Genomic DNA, 16974 nt, shown 5'->3' on the forward strand with positions numbered 1-16974 from the left:
GTGTCTTTATATATCACTGATGAATGCATCAACTGCGATGTCTGTGAACCTGTATGCCCCAATGAGGCGATTTTCATGGGGGAACTCATTTATGAGATTAACCCTGATTTGTGTACGGAATGCGTTGGGCATCACGATAAACCGCAATGTCAGTTGTTCTGTCCAGTGGATTGTATTCCATTGGATCCGGCACATCCTGAAACTCAGGAACAGCTTCAACAAAAGTACGAAAAACTAACTGCTCAAAAAACATCAAGCAATTAGTTGTCAGATTTGTTAGAATGCGCCCCGAAGTGAACCAGACGATCGCTGCTGTGTATAGGTCTCCGTGACTAAAGCAGGGGAGGAAAGTCCGGGCTTCATAGGGCAAGGTGCCAGGTAACGCCTGGGCGGTGTGAGCCGACGGAAAGTGCAGCAGAGAGTAGACCGCCTTCATTATGGTTTCGAGTAATCGAAATCGGAGGTAAGGGTGAAAGGGTGCGGTAAGAGCGCACCGCGTGTCTGGTAACAGTTCACGGCATGGTAAACCCCACCGGAAGCAAGACCAAATAGGGATCCTTTAGGCATGGCCCATGCTGGATCCGGGTAGGTCGCTTGAGCGTATGAGTGATTGTACGCCTAGAGGAATGATCGTCCTCGACAGAACCCGGCTTATCGGTTCACTTCAACAAATTTTGATCAAATACGCGCATTATGGGCTTGACGATATTTAAATATCCCTCCATAATGCGCGCACAGTTTAAGGCTATGTAGCTCAGTTGGTTAGAGCACCGCACTCATAATGCGGGGGTCACAAGTTCAAGTCTCGTCATAGCCACCATATTCAAAAAAAGACCACTCCGATTGAGTGGTCTTTTTTTGTTTCGACGTTTTAAAATCGAAAGTTTTATCATCATAACTGATGTTAAGCAGTAATATCAGAAGCGCTATTTGATTCAAATAAAAGAACGATACGCGGTAAGGTCATCCGCAAGTGTTTGAGACAAGACTATATCTATTCAAAAATATTTTTTGCGATACTTTGAATAATTTGACGCTAGTGAACGAGTTTTGTCGGTGAGGTGCATTGCACCGCAATATGGTTTCCTTGCGAAGCACGCTTCTCATTTTGCCGAATGAGAAACAACGTTTCGTAAGAGTACCTCCAGCTGAAGGCTAATCCCTTTATTTAAACCCTAGATGTAAGACTCCGTCGAATAGGCTTAAAAATCATTTTTTAAAAAAATACGTCATTATTTTAAAGGCGTAACATCAGATCTTAAATATCATCGATAGACAAAACGACGCATACCTGCACGTAAGGCAAATGCGCCATGCATATATACGCCACCTAGCCAATACGGCACATTATAAATATCTTCATGGCGATATTTAACTAAAGCAAACTGAGCCAATAGTCCTTCAAAGAACATACCACCAAAAGCAAGCATGATGGCTAATATCAGTAGCCATGTACGCTCATAGCTAAATAACCAGCGAATAAAAAAGCTAATGTAAAAAATCCAACAAAGTGCTTCGGGATGAAAATTGCCAAATCCGCTGAGTATGTAGACGATGGCAAATAGTATTAGGCTCTCGACGAGAGGCGCAGTGCCGTCATGATGGCAACTGAGCTGAGTCATCACATAATGTTTAAGTAGTTGTGTAAGTTGAATATAGCTAAATGCCATGAAGGCAAAGGCAATAAAAAAGCCGGGGAATACCCACCAAGCCTGATGGAAAAATAATGGGTTGGGATAACTAAGTGTTTTTGTATAGACATGAATCGCATCGCAAAAAGTTGCGACGACTGCTGCCAGCAGGGCAAGTATAAATATGCCTGAGAATTGAGTGGTTCTCGTCATCATTCATCCTGAAAGTGGGTCTTTTTATTTTATGAGTTCTTTATAGTCTGAATTTGAGGAAAAGGCTATGACAAGTTACGAGATGCTCATGGGTTAAATGTTAATTTATAGCGCTACTGCTATACTCAATACATAGTTAACTTGATGAATATAAATAGAAATGATGGATAACCAATTAAACTGGCCTAAAGATAATTTTGAGAATATTGAAACTGCATGGGAAGGTGATCTTTGGCATCGCCGTCGTTTAGGAGAGCAGCTTACAAGTTATGTTGATCGCTTAAACTGCGGTGCTGTTCTTGCTTTGGATGCACGATGGGGTGAGGGTAAAACGTGGTTTGTTCGTAACTGGGCGAAACATTTAGATGATACTCAGCATAACGTGATTTATTTGGATGCGTTTGCAAATGATTATTTGGAAGATCCTTTTTTGGTTATTGCATCTGAAATTGCTTCAAAGTTAGATAAAACAGCCGAAAATAAGCCCTTAGTGCATAAATTTAAGAAAGCAGCAGCAGTTATGCAACAAGGACTTTTAACCTTAGCTCCAACACTCATTGCTTCAATGATTAGCTGTGCTTTAACTGGTGGGCTAATTCCACTGATTAAAATTGATAGCGAGAAAATTACAGATAAACTTGATGATGCAATTGATAAAGTAACAGAAAATATTGGAGAAAAAGTTACTGAGGCAATTCAAGCTAAGATTGATAGTTATGAAGAAGAGAAAAACTCCATAATTGCTTTTAAAGCAACATTGGCACAGTTAGCAGAAAATTTAGATAAGCCTTTAGTCTTTATTATTGATGAATTGGATCGATGCCGCCCTGATTTTGCAATACGTTTAATTGAGAGGATCAAACACTTTTTTGATATTAGAAAAATAGTTTTTGTATTGGTAATGAATAAAAACCAACTTATAAATGGTATTCAGCATATTTATGGATATGACAATGAGAGTTCGAAAATATATTTAGAAAAATTTATCGACTTTGAGATTCCCTTGAGAAATCAAGTAAATATTCTGGATAAAAATAAATCTAATTTAGAAGTAATTTCAAAATTATTAAAATTGGTGGGAGAAGAGTCCGTAGATATTGCTTTAGTCGTGCTACTTAGTATTAGTAAAGATATATCCACACGGGAACTTAAGAGGAAAATTAATCTTTATGCTTTATTAAAAAAAGAAAAATTAGAAAATAATATTTTTATCGCTTTGGGAGTAATTAAAGGGGCAAGGGATTTATTGCATGATATGGAACGCATTGCTGTGTTAATAATGAAAATGAAGCAAGGTAATGAAAATGTTTCTGGTCTAAATATGGCTCATTTTAATATAGAAAACTTTAAAGAAATAGTTGAGAAAGAGTTTAATGTTGAGTTATTGATAATTAATGATTATCTTGAACACGTAAGTGCGATGGAAGACTTACGTACCCGCTATCAGCATAATACTTATGAAATAGAATATACTAAGTTTTTAAATAAATATGCATTTAAGCCGTCAGAAGAAATGCAATATCATTTATTCCAGCAGCAATACTTTAACTATATCGAAAACAGTGTATGGCTAGAGGATTAATCAATCTTAAAATAATTTATCAATAGTTCTACATCATCAGTCTGCAACTGTTCCCGCATATTTAAAAACTGCTTTTCATCTAAGTCATAGAGCTTAAGGGAAAGTAGTTTTTTGATATCTTCTTCAGGAAAGCGATATTTAATTACTTTAGCAGGGACTCCGCCGACAACAGCATAAGGTGGCACATCTTTAGTCACCACCGCACCAGTAGCTACTACAGCACCTTCACCGAGTGTAACACCTTGCATAATCATCGCACGTGAGCCGATCCAGCAGCCATCACCAATGATTGTGTCACCCGCAGGGACAAAACTCCGTGTATCAAACGGAAATGCCGAAATCCAGTCTGTGCGGTGGAGTTGGTTACCGCCCATCATAATCACGCATTCTGCGCCAAAACAGACAAAATTACCGATATGTAACTGGTCTATCGGCTTTTCAGCTGTTGCAGGTTTATCGTGTAGATAACGCACCACACAGCGCTCAAAACCCTGATCCCAATATGCAGAATAATATGAATAATTACCTTTGATGTGAATATTTGGGTTCTTCACTGTTTTAGAGATGAACTCAAACTCACACCAATGATTGACAGGTGAATTAATCAATTTTTCAGACATAAACAGTACAACTTAAAAAGGGTAAACCATTATAACCAATTGAACTGATGTCATGCGTCGTTCATCCCTATTAAAAATCAATCGCTAGACCGAAGTGTTTGTAGGGAGGTTTGGGATCCGAGCAATGACTTTAATTTCAAAATCAAAACCTGCAAGCCAATTAACACCTATTGCTGTCCAGTTTGGATAAGGCTTTTGTGTAAACACCTCATTTTTAACTTTCATGATGACTTCAAATTGCTGTTCAGGGTTTGTATGGAAGGTGGTGACATCGACAATTTCATCGAAAGTACAGCCTGCCGCAGCGAGAGTATGGCTAAGATTCTGGAATGCTAGTTTTACCTGTTTCTCAAAATCAGGTTCAGGACTGCCATCTTCACGGCTACCGACCTGGCCTGATACAAAGAGTAAATTTTCCGATTTAATAGCAGCAGAGTAACCATGCTGTTCATACAAGGCATGGCGATCTTGGGGAAATATTGCAATTCTAGTCATGTTTATTCTCATTCAATATCTGGTTTTAAAAGTGGGGGGGAAAGCAGCTTTATTTTTGACATACCAGGCGTATGTCAACATAATTGACATACGCCTGGTATGTCAATTAAAATTTTTTGTGATGATGAGGTAATCAAAGCAATGTCTGTTCGTGAAAAAAAAATGGCGGCAACCCGCAAGAAACTGATTGAAGTGGCACGCCGTACGTTTGCTGAGTATGGCTATGCAGACACCTCAATGGATAAACTCACGGCAGAAGCAGGGCTGACCCGTGGTGCGCTGTACCATCATTTTGGCGATAAAAAGGGCTTATTTGCTGCTGTGGTTAATCAAATTGATTCAGAAATGGCTTTATCTGCCCAGAAGTATCTGGAGCAACCCGAAGATCTTTGGGAGGGGTTGATGCTTGAGGGGAAAACCTATATTGAAAATGCCTTGAATCCTGAGTTTCAGCGAATTGTATTACGCGACGGACCTGCGGTATTGGGTGATCCTGCGCATTGGCCGAGTCAAAACAAATGCTTGAAGTCTACACGTGAATGCGTAGAACAGTTATTGGCAGCAGACCGAATTAAAGCAGTGAATTCTGAAGCGGCAGCCATATTTTTAAATGGAGCAGCCATGAATGCGGCGCTTTGGGTGGCTTCTAGCAAGAATCCTGAGCAGGTGTTGTCAGAAGCATTACATGCCTTTCAACTTTTTGCATCAGGATTATTAAAAGAAGGATAGAGCAGGGGTATAATAATTATTTGTCTGATTATAAAAAACCCCTCAAAAGAGGGGCTTAAAATTGCTATCTTAATGAATTAAAGATATTCAACTTTAGAAACTTCGTACTCAACTTCACCTTGTGGTGTGTTGATTTTTACATCGTCGCCTTCATTTTTACCCAAAAGACCACGAGCAATTGGTGAATTCACCGAGATTTTGTTGATTTTAAAATCTGCTTCGTCATCACCAACGATTTTATAAGTCTTTTGTTCTTCAGTATCTAAGTTCTCAATGGTCACAGTCACACCGAAAACCACACGGCCATTTTGCTCAAGTGATTTAACATCAATCACTTGGCAAGCACCCAATTTACCTTCGATATCTTGGATACGGCCTTCACAGAAACCTTGTTGCTCGCGAGCAGCGTGGTATTCAGCGTTTTCTTTCAAATCCCCATGTTCACGCGCTTCAGCAATTGCTGCAGTAATACGTGGACGATCAACACTTTTAAGTTGCTGTAATTCTTTCTCTAGGGCAATTTTGCCTTCGGGAGTCATAGGATAACGTTGCATTGTTGTCCCTCATGTTTGTAAAAAGAAAAAATCAGTAAAATTTTTACTGACCTAGAAATGAAAAAAAGCCCGCCACCGAGAGGTGGCGGGACTTCTCGGTAACTTAATTAACCTTTAGTAAGGTCTTGTAAGCGGTATACATCCATTGGCAATTTGATTGCTAAAGCTTGGCATACTGCATCAGCACCGTTAAGGGTAGTTGTGTAATACACTTTACCTTGTAATGCAGAGCGGCGGATCGAGAATGAATCTTCTTGAGCCTGTTTGCCTTCAGTTGTATTGATAATGAGGTGAACTTCGCCATTTTTCAAGCGGTCTACGATATTAGGACGGCCTTCAGTCACTTTGTTCACACGTTCACATTCAATACCAGCATCTTTAATCACATCATAAGTACCGCCAGTAGCGATCACTTTGAAGCCAAGATCTGTCAACTGTTTCGCAATACCAACAGCACGAGGCTTGTCAGAATGACGAACAGATAAGAATGCATGTTTTACTTCGCCTTCCGTTGGTAGGCCAGGTAAACGGTCATTAGAGCCTAACACAGCTTTATAGAACGCTTCACCAAATGTTTTGCCTACACCCATCACTTCGCCTGTAGATTTCATCTCAGGGCCAAGAATTGGGTCAACACCAGGGAATTTGTTGAATGGGAACACTGCTTCTTTTACAGAGAAGTGTTCAGGAATAATCTCTGTAGTGAATCCTTGAGATTCTAAAGATTGACCAGCCATACAACGCGCAGCAACTTTCGCTAAAGATTCACCAATGCACTTAGATACGAATGGAACAGTACGTGATGCACGTGGGTTCACTTCTAAGATGTATACGTCAGTGCCTTTAACCGCAAACTGAACGTTCATTAAACCAATTACGCCAAGCTCTTTTGCCATAGCGATCGTTTGACGACGCATTTCGTCCTGTACTTCTTGAGATAAAGAGTAAGGAGGAATAGAACAAGCTGAGTCACCTGAGTGAATACCTGCTTGTTCGATGTGCTGCATGATACCGCCAATCACAACGTCTTTACCGTCAGATACGCAGTCCACGTCAACTTCAATCGCGTCGTCAAGGAAATGGTCAAGTAGAACTGGCGCTTCGTTAGATGCTTGAACCGCGTCACGTAGGTAGCGTTTCAATTCGTCATCGTTGTACACGATTTCCATTGCACGACCACCAAGGACATAAGAAGGACGTACAACTAATGGATAACCAACTTTTGCCGCTTCAGCCATACCTTCTTCAGCAGATTTAACAATGCTGTTGTTTGGTTGACGAAGTTGCAGACGTTGAATCATTTGTTGGAAACGTTCACGGTCTTCTGCACGGTCAATCGCGTCTGGAGATGTACCGATAATTGGCGCACCAGCTTCTTCTAAAGCACGAGCTAATTTAAGCGGAGTTTGACCACCGTACTGAACGATAATGCCTTTAGGCTTCTCGATACGCACGATTTCAAGTACATCTTCCAAAGTGATTGGTTCGAAGTACAAACGATCTGATGTGTCGTAATCTGTAGAAACAGTTTCAGGGTTACAGTTCACCATGATTGTTTCATAGCCGTCATCACGCATTGCAAGGGCAGCGTGTACACAGCAGTAATCGAATTCGATACCTTGACCAATACGGTTAGGACCACCACCGATCACCATGATTTTGTCACGGTTCGATGGATTCGCTTCACATTCTTCATCGTAAGTAGAGTACATGTAAGCTGTATCAGATTCGAATTCTGCAGCACATGTATCTACACGTTTGTAAACTGGAGTTACGCCCAAGTTCCAACGGTGTTTACGGAATTGTTTTTGTGAAATGCCCATCAAGTCCGCAATGCGAAGATCTGATAAACCTTTGCGTTTGAACGAACGGATGTTGTCCGCATTCAAATCACCAAAACCTAAAGTTTTGATTTGGTTTTCAGTTTTGATGATGTCTTCGATTTGGATCAAGAACCAACGGTCAATTTTGGTTGCTTCAAATACTTCATTAAGGGTGAAACCGTGACGGAATGCATCGCCCACGTACCAAATACGCTCTGGACCTGGAACTTTCAATTCAACGAGAATTTTTTCACGTGCGCCTTCAGTACCCACTGCGATTTTTTCATCAAAACCACATGCGCCAACTTCAAGACCACGAAGCGCTTTAGACACAGACTCTTGGAAGTTACGGCCAATTGCCATTACCTCACCGACAGATTTCATCTGAGTCGTCAAAGTTGCGTCCGCTTGCGGGAATTTCTCGAAGTTGAAACGAGGAATCTTTGTTACAACATAGTCAATTGCTGGTTCGAAAGATGCAGGGGTTGTACCGCCAGTGATGTCGTTTTTCAACTCATCAAGGGTATAACCTACAGCTAATTTCGCCGCGATTTTTGCAATTGGGAAACCCGTTGCTTTAGACGCAAGTGCAGATGAACGAGAAACACGTGGGTTCATCTCGATTACAACCATACGGCCGTCTTTCGGGTTGATACCGAACTGAACGTTAGAGCCGCCAGTTTCAACACCAATTTCACGAAGTACAGCTAAAGATGCATTACGTAGAAGTTGGAATTCTTTGTCTGTCAATGTTTGCGCAGGAGCAACAGTGATTGAGTCACCAGTGTGTACGCCCATTGGGTCAAAGTTTTCAATGGTACATACAATGATACAGTTGTCGTTTTTGTCACGAACAACTTCCATTTCGTACTCTTTCCAACCAATTAAAGATTCATCGATCAATAATTGTTTGGTTGGAGAAAGATCGAAACCGCGTTCACAGATTTCAATGAACTCTTCACGGTTGTACGCGATACCACCACCTGAACCACCCATGGTGAATGATGGACGGATAATTACAGGGAAGCCGAAACGCGCTTGAATTTCAAGTGCGTGTTCCATGCTTTCTGCAACGTCAGCGCGAGGGCATTCCAAACCGATTTTACGCATTGCGATATCGAAAAGTTTACGGTCTTCCGCTTTTTCGATCGCTTCTTTCGTCGCGCCAATCAATTCAACATTGTATTTTTCTAAAATACCGTTGGCATCGAGTGCAAGGGCACAGTTCAATGCTGTTTGACCACCCATTGTAGGAAGAACTGCATCTGGACGTTCTTTCTCAATGATTGCAGCTACAGTTTGCCAAGTGATCGGCTCAATGTAAGTTGCGTCTGCCATAGCAGGGTCAGTCATAATGGTTGCTGGGTTAGAGTTTACCAAAATAACACGGTAGCCTTCTTCACGAAGGGCTTTACATGCTTGAGCACCTGAGTAGTCAAACTCACATGCTTGACCGATGACAATCGGACCAGCACCAATAATTAAGATGCTTTTAATGTCTGTACGTTTAGCCATGATGCTTCCTTAATTACTTCTTAGATGCTTCGATAAGTTCGATGAAATGATCGAACAATGGTGCGCAGTCATGTGGACCAGGGCTTGCTTCGGGGTGACCTTGGAAACTGAACGCAGGTTTATCTGTACGGTGAATCCCTTGTAGGGTTTGGTCGAACAGTGATTTGTGCGTAGCTTTCAAGTTTGCAGGTAATGTTTCTGCATCGACTGCGAAGCCATGGTTTTGCGAAGTAATCATCACAATACCAGTTTCCATGTTTTGCACAGGGTGGTTGGCACCGTGGTGGCCGTGAGGCATTTTCACAGTTTTAGCACCTGAAGCAAGTGCAAGAATTTGGTGACCCAAGCAAATACCAAATACAGGTACGTTACGAGCATCTTCTACAATTGTTTTTACAGCTTCAATTGCGTAGTCACATGCAGCTGGATCGCCGGGGCCGTTCGATAAAAACACGCCATCTGGATTCAATGCAAGTACGTCAGCAGCAGGAGTTTGCGCAGGCACGACAGTCAATTTACAACCGCGGTCTGCGAGCATACGTAAGATGTTGGTTTTGACACCGTAATCGTATGCAATAACATGGAATTTAGCTTCAGGCTGAGAGAAACCTTTACCTAATGTCCAAGAACCTTCAGTCCATTCAAAGCCTTCAGGGTCACAGCATTCTTTTGCAAGGTCTAAACCATTTAAACCACCAAAAGCGCGTGCTTTAGCTAAAGCTTCTTCTTCTGTAATGTTTTCGCCAGCAAGGATACAACCATTTTGTGCACCTTTTGCTCGCAGAATACGCGTTAATTTACGAGTATCGATGTCTGCAATAGCAACAACATTGTGTTGTTCAAGGTAATCACCAAGTGATTGCTCAGCACGGAAGTTGCTATGCAATAAAGGTAGGTCACGAATGATCAATCCGTTAGCCCATACTTTATGAATTCGACCTGACTCAGCGTCTTCATCATTACAACCTGTGTTACCGATATGTGGGTATGTTAGTGTCACAAGTTGTTGTGCATAACTAGGGTCAGTCAAAATTTCTTGATAGCCAGTCATTGCTGTATTAAAAACGACTTCACCAGTCGTACTACCCGATGCGCCAATAGAAGTACCTTTAAAGATAGTTCCGTCGGCAAGGGCTAAAATTGCTGGGGTGCTCAAACCAAAGCTCCTGAAATTTAGGCTGTAAAAAAGCGAGAAGACGAAAAAAAAGGAAGGCTATTTAAAAACCTACCCTCCCTATGTCTGCTCGCTTGAACTTAACACGGCATTATACGCAGAAAGCCACTGAAAGTCCATCGTAAATATCAGGAATAAAGCAGATAAAGCGCTTGCATTTTAGAATAAAGTTTGGTTTTGCAAAATCTTAGAAAAATGTAAGCAATTAATTATTGTCAGACAAATCATAAATTAAAATTTATCAAAAAGCGCTAATGTGGGTCGGTCAGCAAAAACTATAGGTACAAAGTCATGGCAACACAACAAAAACAAACAGCGGCTAAAACCTCCCTGAAAGAAGTCGTTATCGAAGGTGCTGAAAAGCTTGAACAAGTTGCAAAAGAGGCAAGTGTTCAAGCCACAGAAGCGGTCACTGAAAGCAAAGGAAAGATCGGAGCAGAGGCAAAGCAGTTGAATACCAGTGTGCAAGATCAATTGCGTCAGTTGAAGCAAGATGTATTGAATAAACTTGATCAGTTAAAAGTTCAGTTTGGTTCATCGCAAAAAGATTTTAGCGAACTCAAAGAATTTGTGAAAACTGAGTTTAATACTGTTATTGATGATCTTTCAAAACTTGGAAAAGAGCTGAAAGAAGATGTGACCCAAATTTCAGGAAAGCACAAAGATCATCTAACAGAAACATTTAAGCGTTCTAAGGAACATACTTTGGAAGCGTGGAAAAAAGTTTCACCAGTGAAAGCTGAAGTTACGGATCAAACCACAGATCTTAAAAGTTAATTGTGAATGACATGAATTTTAAAACGCTTGAGCTAAGTCTAGTCATTCCAGGGAGCTGGATTCGGTGAGAGCGAATTAAACTTCAATTTAACGCTAAATATGCAAAAGGGAGTCATTAATGGCTCCCTTATTGTGAATGGTACATTTAAGTCCAAAATACTTATTTAAAATAAACAGGCAATAAAAAAGCAAAAGATCGTACTTTTGCTTTTTATCGAAGATCAAAACATTAAAAAGTTTAGAACTGATGTAGCCAATCACGTTTGTTGTGAAAGTCAGCATTTGGACTACTATGCTGCATGGCATAGTACTGTTCACCTTGAGGGGTTTTCAGTACTGCAGTTAGACCAATATAGAGATCTTCCCATTTAAGTTTGTACTTCAGCATAAATTCTGTCAGATCAAGACTGACATTTAAGCCATAGTGCGTCCGTTTCAACTGATTCAGTTCAATATCGTAAGCAGCTTGTGGCGGCATATCTTCTGGATAGCGATATTCTTCAAACTGGTAAGCCTGCCAAGCTTGTGAAGGGGAGAGGTTGATTTCACGATAAAAGTCTTCATTGCGTACACCAATAAAAACTTCTAAGCAGGTCTGTTCCCACAAAAAATCGATTCGTGGGTGAGCTGATACCAATTCTGGCCATTGAATCAGTTGGTTTGGGTCTCGAATCCAATAACCCACATTTAAAGTATATGGGCTTTGTTGTTCGATAGCACCAACGACTGATACAGCCTGAAAGCGACGATCAAAAGCGCTGAGTTCGAAACTTGCCATAAATGCTTAGTTAGACAGGTGTGCGTAGCGAACAAGGTTAGACAGTTTTGCATTTTGTTTTGCCGCTTTGCGGTAAATCAAAGCAATCTTACCAATCGTTTGAACAACTTCAGAACCTGAAACAGTCGCAATTTCAGTAATCATTGCAGCACGAGCTTCACGGTCTTCTGCCACAACTTTCACTTTAATTAACTCATGGTCGTTTAACGCACGGTTTAATTCTTCAATAACGCTTTCTGATAAGCCTTTGTCCGCAACCATTACAACTGGGTTTAGGGTGTGACCAATTTGACGTAAGCGTTTACGTTCTTGAATAGATAAAGCCGCCATAAATATAACCTAATTTTAAAAACGACCTAGTATAGCAAAATCAAAGTTGAAGCGCTGTATTTAATCGGCATTTTCTCGATGAAGATTATTGAAAAAAACATGATTTAAGATGCTTTTTAGATACACATGTCTACTGCAAAAGTGCTGAATTTCACGTACAATCAAGACTGAGAAGTTTTTTTTATTTAGAGAGTTATGGCTACCCGCATTACTAACCAGAAATTATCCAAAAGTAGTCGTGACTGGATGCGTGAGCATCTTGATGACCCCTTTGTGAAAAAAGCACAAAAGGAAGGATATCGTGCGCGTGCCGCTTATAAATTGCTTGAAATTCAAGAAAAATACAAATTGATCAAGCCAGGCATGACCGTTGTCGACTTAGGTGCTGCACCAGGTAGTTGGTCGCAAATTGCCGGTAAACTTGTTGGCGACAAAGGTTTGGTAATTGCTTCTGATATTTTACCAATGGATGCTTTACCCGATGTGACCTTCTTGCAAGGTGACTTTCGTGAACAAGAAGTGTTCGATGAATTGTTAAAAATTTTAGATGGACGTACTGTAGACGTTGTAATTTCAGATATGGCCCCCAATACATCAGGTAATAAGGCTGTAGATCAACCGCGTCAGATCTATCTTTGTGAATTAGCAATCGATTTTGCTCAAAAGGTTCTTGGACCAAATGGGCAGTTTGTTGTTAAAGTGTTCCAAGGTATTGGATTTGATGAATACCGTAAGCAAGTTGTAGACACATTTGATGTATTAAAAACTGCTAAACCTGCTGCATCGCGTGCTCGATCTAAAGAAGTGTTTTTAATCGGGCAGGGACGTAAGAAAGCTTTCAAGTAAAGTTTACTTGCCAACTCGTTAAAAATTGTGCATTTTGTACGTTTTTAAATTATTGCGAAGCTACTCTGCAGCGTAAGTATTAGAGTCACCCATGTAAGTGGGATTGAACGAATTAGATAGAAATGGGAATAAAGCTTTGAGCGATCTTTTTAAGAATGCCGTGTTGTGGCTGGTTATCCTAGGCGTGCTGGTTTTAATCTTCAGCAACGTCAGCGACCGCAATCAACCGACCGCGATGAACTATTCTGAGTTCGTGGCAGCCGTAAATGCGGGTCAGATTAAACAAGTCACCATTGATGGCGAAAGAATTCGTGGCGAAAAATCAAACGGTTCGGAGTTTGAAAGTATCCGTCCTGCGGTTCAAGATCCTGAACTTATGCCGAACCTGATCAAGAACAATGTTGTTGTTGAAGGTACAGCGCCACAGCGTCAAAGTATTTTGATGCAACTTCTGATTGCAAGTTTCCCTGTTCTTTTAATCATTCTGTTATTCATGTTCTTTATGCGCAATATGGGTGGTGGAGCTGGTGGTAAGAATGGCCCAATGAGTTTTGGTAAGTCAAAAGCAAAAATGCTGTCTGAAGACCAAATCAAAGTGACATTTACTGATGTTGCGGGCTGTGATGAAGCTAAACAAGAAGTTGTTGAAATCGTTGACTTCCTAAAAGATCCATCTAAGTTCAAGCGACTTGGTGCAAGCATTCCGAAAGGTGTGTTAATGGTTGGTCCTCCGGGTACGGGTAAAACTTTACTTGCTAAAGCCATTGCGGGTGAAGCGAAAGTACCATTCTTTAGTATTTCGGGTTCTGACTTTGTTGAAATGTTCGTGGGTGTGGGGGCGTCTCGTGTCCGTGACATGTTTGAACAAGCAAAGCGTCATGCGCCATGTATCATTTTCATCGATGAGATCGATGCCGTTGGTCGTCACCGTGGTTCAGGTACAGGTGGTGGTAATGATGAGCGTGAGCAAACATTAAACCAAATGTTGGTTGAAATGGATGGCTTTGAAGGCAACGAAGGTATTATCGTTATTGCTGCAACAAACCGTGCTGACGTATTGGATAAAGCTTTACTTCGTCCGGGTCGTTTTGACCGTCAAGTGATGGTATCTCTACCGGATATTAAAGGTCGTGAGCAAATCCTGAATGTACATTTGAAAAAATTACCTTCTGTGACTGGTGTAGATGTTAAAGTCTTGGCACGTGGTACACCGGGCTTCTCAGGTGCTCAGTTGGCTAACCTTGTAAACGAAGCAGCACTGTTTGCTGCACGTCGTAACAAGAACACGGTCGATATGCATGACTTTGAAGATGCAAAAGACAAGCTTTACATGGGTCCTGAACGTAAATCGATGGTGATTCGTGAAGAAGAACGTCGTGCGACGGCTTATCATGAAGCAGGTCATGCGATTGTTGCTGAAATCTTGCCGGGTACAGACCCAGTGCATAAAGTGACAATCATGCCGCGTGGTTGGGCATTAGGTGTGACTTGGCAGTTGCCTGAACATGATCAAACTAGCCATTACAAAGACAAAATGTTGAATGAACTTTCAATTTTGTTTGGTGGTCGTATTGCAGAAGAAGTCTTCATTAACCAAATGTCGACTGGTGCTTCAAATGACTTTGAACGTGCAACGAAAATGGCACGTGCAATGGTTACTAAATACGGTATGTCCGATAAAATGGGCGTCATGGTTTATGAAGATGACTCACAGCAGTCGTTCATGGGTGGTTTAGGAAGTCGCGTGATTTCTGAAGCAACGCAGCTTGAAGTTGACCGTGAAGTTCGCCGTATTTTAGATGAACAATATAAAGTTGCACGTGATATTCTTGAAAATAACAAAGATATCGCACATGCCATGGTGAAAGCATTGCTTGAATGGGAAACCATTGATCGTGATCAAATCCGTGACATTATGGAAGGTCGTGAACCTCAACCACCAAAAGTGTACATCGCAGAAAATCCAGTGATTGATGTTACGCCTACAGATGGTCCAGCTACGCCACCGCCGTTACCTGCAAATTAATGCATTAACTGCGTAAGTTTAAAAAAGAGTCTCAATGAGGCTCTTTTTTGTTTTTGGGTTAGCACAATAACCGAGTATCAAACCTTATTCAGCAATGTGGATTGCATTTACTCGTAGCTTCCGTAGAATGAAAATTTCTAGGCGAAGGTGTGATTGAAACATAAAAAATATCCGCTTGAATACCGTCGGAAATAGCATAAGCTCCACATTGGTACAGATGCTGAAACATTGCATATACGTTCAGTTCAGCTCAAAATGAGCAATATCAGCGATTCAGTGGTTCTCGATGATTTACTGACTTTATCAGGTCCCACTTGAAGAACGAACTGATTCCATCTATTGGACATGTTGTTCAGATCATCGAGCAAGTTCAGGAACATTTAGTGCAGGCGCCACGATTAAAAGCAATGCTGTTAAATTTCCAAGCGGAATTCGCTGTAAAATGTTTTTATAAAATTTAAATCAAAAATATTAATGATCAAAATAAACCAATCATTTGTATTATTTATAAAATTTCAAAACATAACTGTTCCTATATCTAGAAACAGCTATGTAAACTCTTTTCATTTTAAGATTACTTATCCTCTAAAAATATTTTTTATTTCTTTTTCTAATCTTTCATGAAATTGTTCTAAAGTTGCATTTTTCAATGGCCCTCGCCCCCTAATAGCATATGGCAATGCTTCAGCAACCAATTGCTCATATAGTGGATCATTTACATATTTAGCCAGTATTAAGCGTTGGATAACAGCTAGACCTGTTATATATTCTTTTTCATCGCCATGGTTCACCCACTGATTGAGGCTTTCTATATCTTTATGCTTTTCTGCATCATAGATTAAAAAATCATACACTTGCTGAAGTACCAATTGTAACTGTTCAGGTTTCTCAAAATGACTTGCTTCACCTTCGATACCATGAAGGCTCAGTAAATATTGTAATGTATACTGATTTATTGGATGTGGGCGAAATATTCTTATTGCTTTTTCTGGTAAAATTTGTATATAACTGGTAACACATATAAGATCATAAGCTATAACGCCTCTTTTACCTGAGCTTAAAAATATAATATCTTCATATAATTCATCATTAAAGTCTCGGTAATATCCAGTTTCATTAAATTGATTTTTTTTTCTCTGCTTTATAAAACTTAGAGATACTTGATTTAATTCTAGCCATTGATCTGCAAAAATACTTAATTTTTCACTTGTAGAGGGAACAACTTTGAATTGTAATAACTGTTCTTTTGTGACTGCTTGAACAGCATCTAACATTTTTTCAATACTTTTTTGATCAGGAAAAATAACATCCTTACTAAAAAAAATATAATGCTTTGAATCAAAGGCAACAAGATTATGTCTACGTAAGGTTTCGACCAGTATTTTATATAGGTATTTGCTTTTTTCTTGTAAATATTCAATCACAAAAACATCGGTTGAAAAATTGAAAAAGCCTTCTACATTACTAAAAAATTCAATAATTTCTTCATCAAAGTTTTCAGCAAGTTCGGGGCTAGTCACTATCCTTTCAACATCTAAAAGCCAATTTTTTAAATTTTCAGTAAACCCTAAATCTTGAGGATGTGTCGCAAAATACTCTGCTTGTTCCAAAGTTGTAATTGTTGTATTCGAATTATGCTGTGCTGCATCCCAAACATAAAATAATGCTGCCATAATATCCCCTAAATAATTTCAAATTAAATTTATGAGATCTCCAGAAGCGGAAATCTAACTCTTATATTTTCTATATTATACTAGATTTCTTTCATAAGTCATTTTTCACTCAGCTCCAAGTTATAAATTCCAGCAATTAGATTGAATCTTAATGCTAGTCTTTTGCCTCGATTGCGATATCGCTCAGCAAGAATTTTGAAGGTTTTCA

General features: G+C 40.1%; 15 protein-coding genes, 1 tRNA gene, 1 other RNA gene and 2 pseudogenes. 9 read left to right on the forward strand and 10 right to left on the reverse strand.

Translation table 11 applies throughout. From position 1 onward, the window contains the following. The 3 genes from FTU64_RS11365 to FTU64_RS11375 all read left to right on the forward strand — a co-directional run bounded on the left by FTU64_RS11365 (position 1) and on the right by FTU64_RS11375 (position 820). Positions 1-264 carry a YfhL family 4Fe-4S dicluster ferredoxin gene (locus tag FTU64_RS11365; protein WP_078191349.1) on the forward strand — a complete coding sequence of 88 codons (264 nt, stop codon included), beginning with the start codon at positions 1-3 and terminating at the stop codon, positions 262-264. Between the two features lie 26 nt (positions 265-290). Next, an RNA gene (rnpB, locus tag FTU64_RS11370) (RNase P RNA component class A) lies at positions 291-670 on the forward strand. A gap of 73 nt (positions 671-743) precedes the next feature. Continuing rightward, positions 744-820 (forward strand) — tRNA-Met (locus FTU64_RS11375). A gap of 445 nt (positions 821-1265) precedes the next feature. Here the strand turns inward: FTU64_RS11375 and FTU64_RS11380 are convergent. Further along, entirely contained in the window at positions 1266-1844 is a 579-nt protein-coding gene (locus FTU64_RS11380; protein ID WP_180055756.1) for a hypothetical protein, read from the reverse strand. Positions 1845-2004: 160 nt separating this feature from the next. Here FTU64_RS11380 and FTU64_RS11385 point away from each other — a divergent pair, with 160 nt between their 5' ends. Beyond that, positions 2005-3426: a P-loop NTPase fold protein gene (locus FTU64_RS11385; RefSeq protein WP_180048746.1), complete on the forward strand. Its 1422-nt coding sequence runs from the start codon at positions 2005-2007 to the stop codon at positions 3424-3426. Here the strand turns inward: FTU64_RS11385 and FTU64_RS11390 are convergent. Together FTU64_RS11390 and FTU64_RS11395 are read right to left on the reverse strand one after the other, a co-directional pair. Then, entirely contained in the window at positions 3423-4046 is a 624-nt protein-coding gene (locus tag FTU64_RS11390; protein ID WP_180009716.1) for a CatB-related O-acetyltransferase, read from the reverse strand. The genes FTU64_RS11385 and FTU64_RS11390 overlap by 4 nt on opposite strands. 84 nt (positions 4047-4130) lie before the next feature. Continuing rightward, a complete protein-coding gene (locus tag FTU64_RS11395) occupies positions 4131-4541 on the reverse strand; it encodes a RidA family protein (RefSeq protein ID WP_180005422.1) in 411 nt (136 codons plus the stop codon). A 141-nt stretch (positions 4542-4682) separates the two neighbouring features. Between FTU64_RS11395 and FTU64_RS11400 the strand changes: the two genes are divergently transcribed. Continuing rightward, the gene (locus FTU64_RS11400; protein WP_180021942.1) at positions 4683-5270 is read left to right on the forward strand and encodes a TetR/AcrR family transcriptional regulator; all 588 of its coding nucleotides are present in this window, start codon (positions 4683-4685) and stop codon (positions 5268-5270) included. Between the two features lie 77 nt (positions 5271-5347). On the opposite strand, the gene greA is transcribed toward FTU64_RS11400, so the two are convergent. The 3 genes from greA to carA all read right to left on the reverse strand — a co-directional run bounded on the left by greA (position 5348) and on the right by carA (position 10318). Then, positions 5348-5824 carry a transcription elongation factor GreA gene (gene greA, locus FTU64_RS11405; RefSeq protein ID WP_078191345.1) on the reverse strand — a complete coding sequence of 159 codons (477 nt, stop codon included), beginning with the start codon at positions 5822-5824 and terminating at the stop codon, positions 5348-5350. Between the two features lie 107 nt (positions 5825-5931). Beyond that, positions 5932-9162 (reverse strand): carbamoyl-phosphate synthase large subunit, encoded by a 3231-nt coding sequence (carB, locus tag FTU64_RS11410; protein WP_180059761.1) that lies wholly within the window; start codon positions 9160-9162, stop codon positions 5932-5934. 13 nt (positions 9163-9175) lie between these two features. Next, positions 9176-10318 (reverse strand): glutamine-hydrolyzing carbamoyl-phosphate synthase small subunit, encoded by a 1143-nt coding sequence (gene carA / locus FTU64_RS11415; RefSeq protein ID WP_067764227.1) that lies wholly within the window; start codon positions 10316-10318, stop codon positions 9176-9178. Positions 10319-10627: 309 nt separating this feature from the next. Between carA and FTU64_RS11420 the strand changes: the two genes are divergently transcribed. Continuing rightward, the gene (locus FTU64_RS11420; protein WP_180059762.1) at positions 10628-11113 is read left to right on the forward strand and encodes a hypothetical protein; all 486 of its coding nucleotides are present in this window, start codon (positions 10628-10630) and stop codon (positions 11111-11113) included. 238 nt (positions 11114-11351) lie between these two features. Here the strand turns inward: FTU64_RS11420 and FTU64_RS11425 are convergent, their stop codons facing one another. Both FTU64_RS11425 and FTU64_RS11430 read right to left on the reverse strand, forming a co-directional pair. Beyond that, a complete protein-coding gene (locus tag FTU64_RS11425) occupies positions 11352-11891 on the reverse strand; it encodes a DOMON-like domain-containing protein (RefSeq protein ID WP_078191341.1) in 540 nt (179 codons plus the stop codon). 6 nt (positions 11892-11897) lie between these two features. After that, positions 11898-12221, reverse strand: a complete 324-nt coding sequence (locus tag FTU64_RS11430) for a YhbY family RNA-binding protein (RefSeq protein WP_168378090.1) — start codon at positions 12219-12221, stop codon at positions 11898-11900. A 195-nt stretch (positions 12222-12416) separates the two neighbouring features. Here FTU64_RS11430 and rlmE point away from each other — a divergent pair, with 195 nt between their 5' ends. From rlmE to FTU64_RS16380, 3 genes and pseudogenes are all read left to right on the forward strand, one after another. After that, positions 12417-13067 carry a 23S rRNA (uridine(2552)-2'-O)-methyltransferase RlmE gene (gene rlmE, locus FTU64_RS11435; RefSeq protein WP_078191339.1) on the forward strand — a complete coding sequence of 217 codons (651 nt, stop codon included), beginning with the start codon at positions 12417-12419 and terminating at the stop codon, positions 13065-13067. A gap of 136 nt (positions 13068-13203) precedes the next feature. After that, a complete protein-coding gene (ftsH, locus tag FTU64_RS11440; protein WP_218949157.1) occupies positions 13204-15093 on the forward strand; it encodes an ATP-dependent zinc metalloprotease FtsH in 1890 nt (629 codons plus the stop codon). A 98-nt stretch (positions 15094-15191) separates the two neighbouring features. Beyond that, positions 15192-15433 (forward strand): annotated as a pseudogene (locus FTU64_RS16380) (IS5/IS1182 family transposase); the annotation flags it as partial. 238 nt (positions 15434-15671) lie between these two features. On the opposite strand, the gene FTU64_RS11445 reads toward FTU64_RS16380, so the two are convergent. Together FTU64_RS11445 and FTU64_RS11450 are read right to left on the reverse strand one after the other, a co-directional pair. Then, complete coding sequence (locus FTU64_RS11445; RefSeq protein WP_121531781.1) at positions 15672-16766, reverse strand: hypothetical protein; 1095 nt, start codon at positions 16764-16766, stop codon at positions 15672-15674. Positions 16767-16864: 98 nt separating this feature from the next. Next, positions 16865-16974, reverse strand: a pseudogene (locus FTU64_RS11450) (IS5/IS1182 family transposase); the annotation flags it as partial.

The organism is Acinetobacter sp. YH12128, assembly GCF_013418655.1.
Lineage (GTDB): Bacteria > Pseudomonadota > Gammaproteobacteria > Pseudomonadales > Moraxellaceae > Acinetobacter > Acinetobacter amyesii.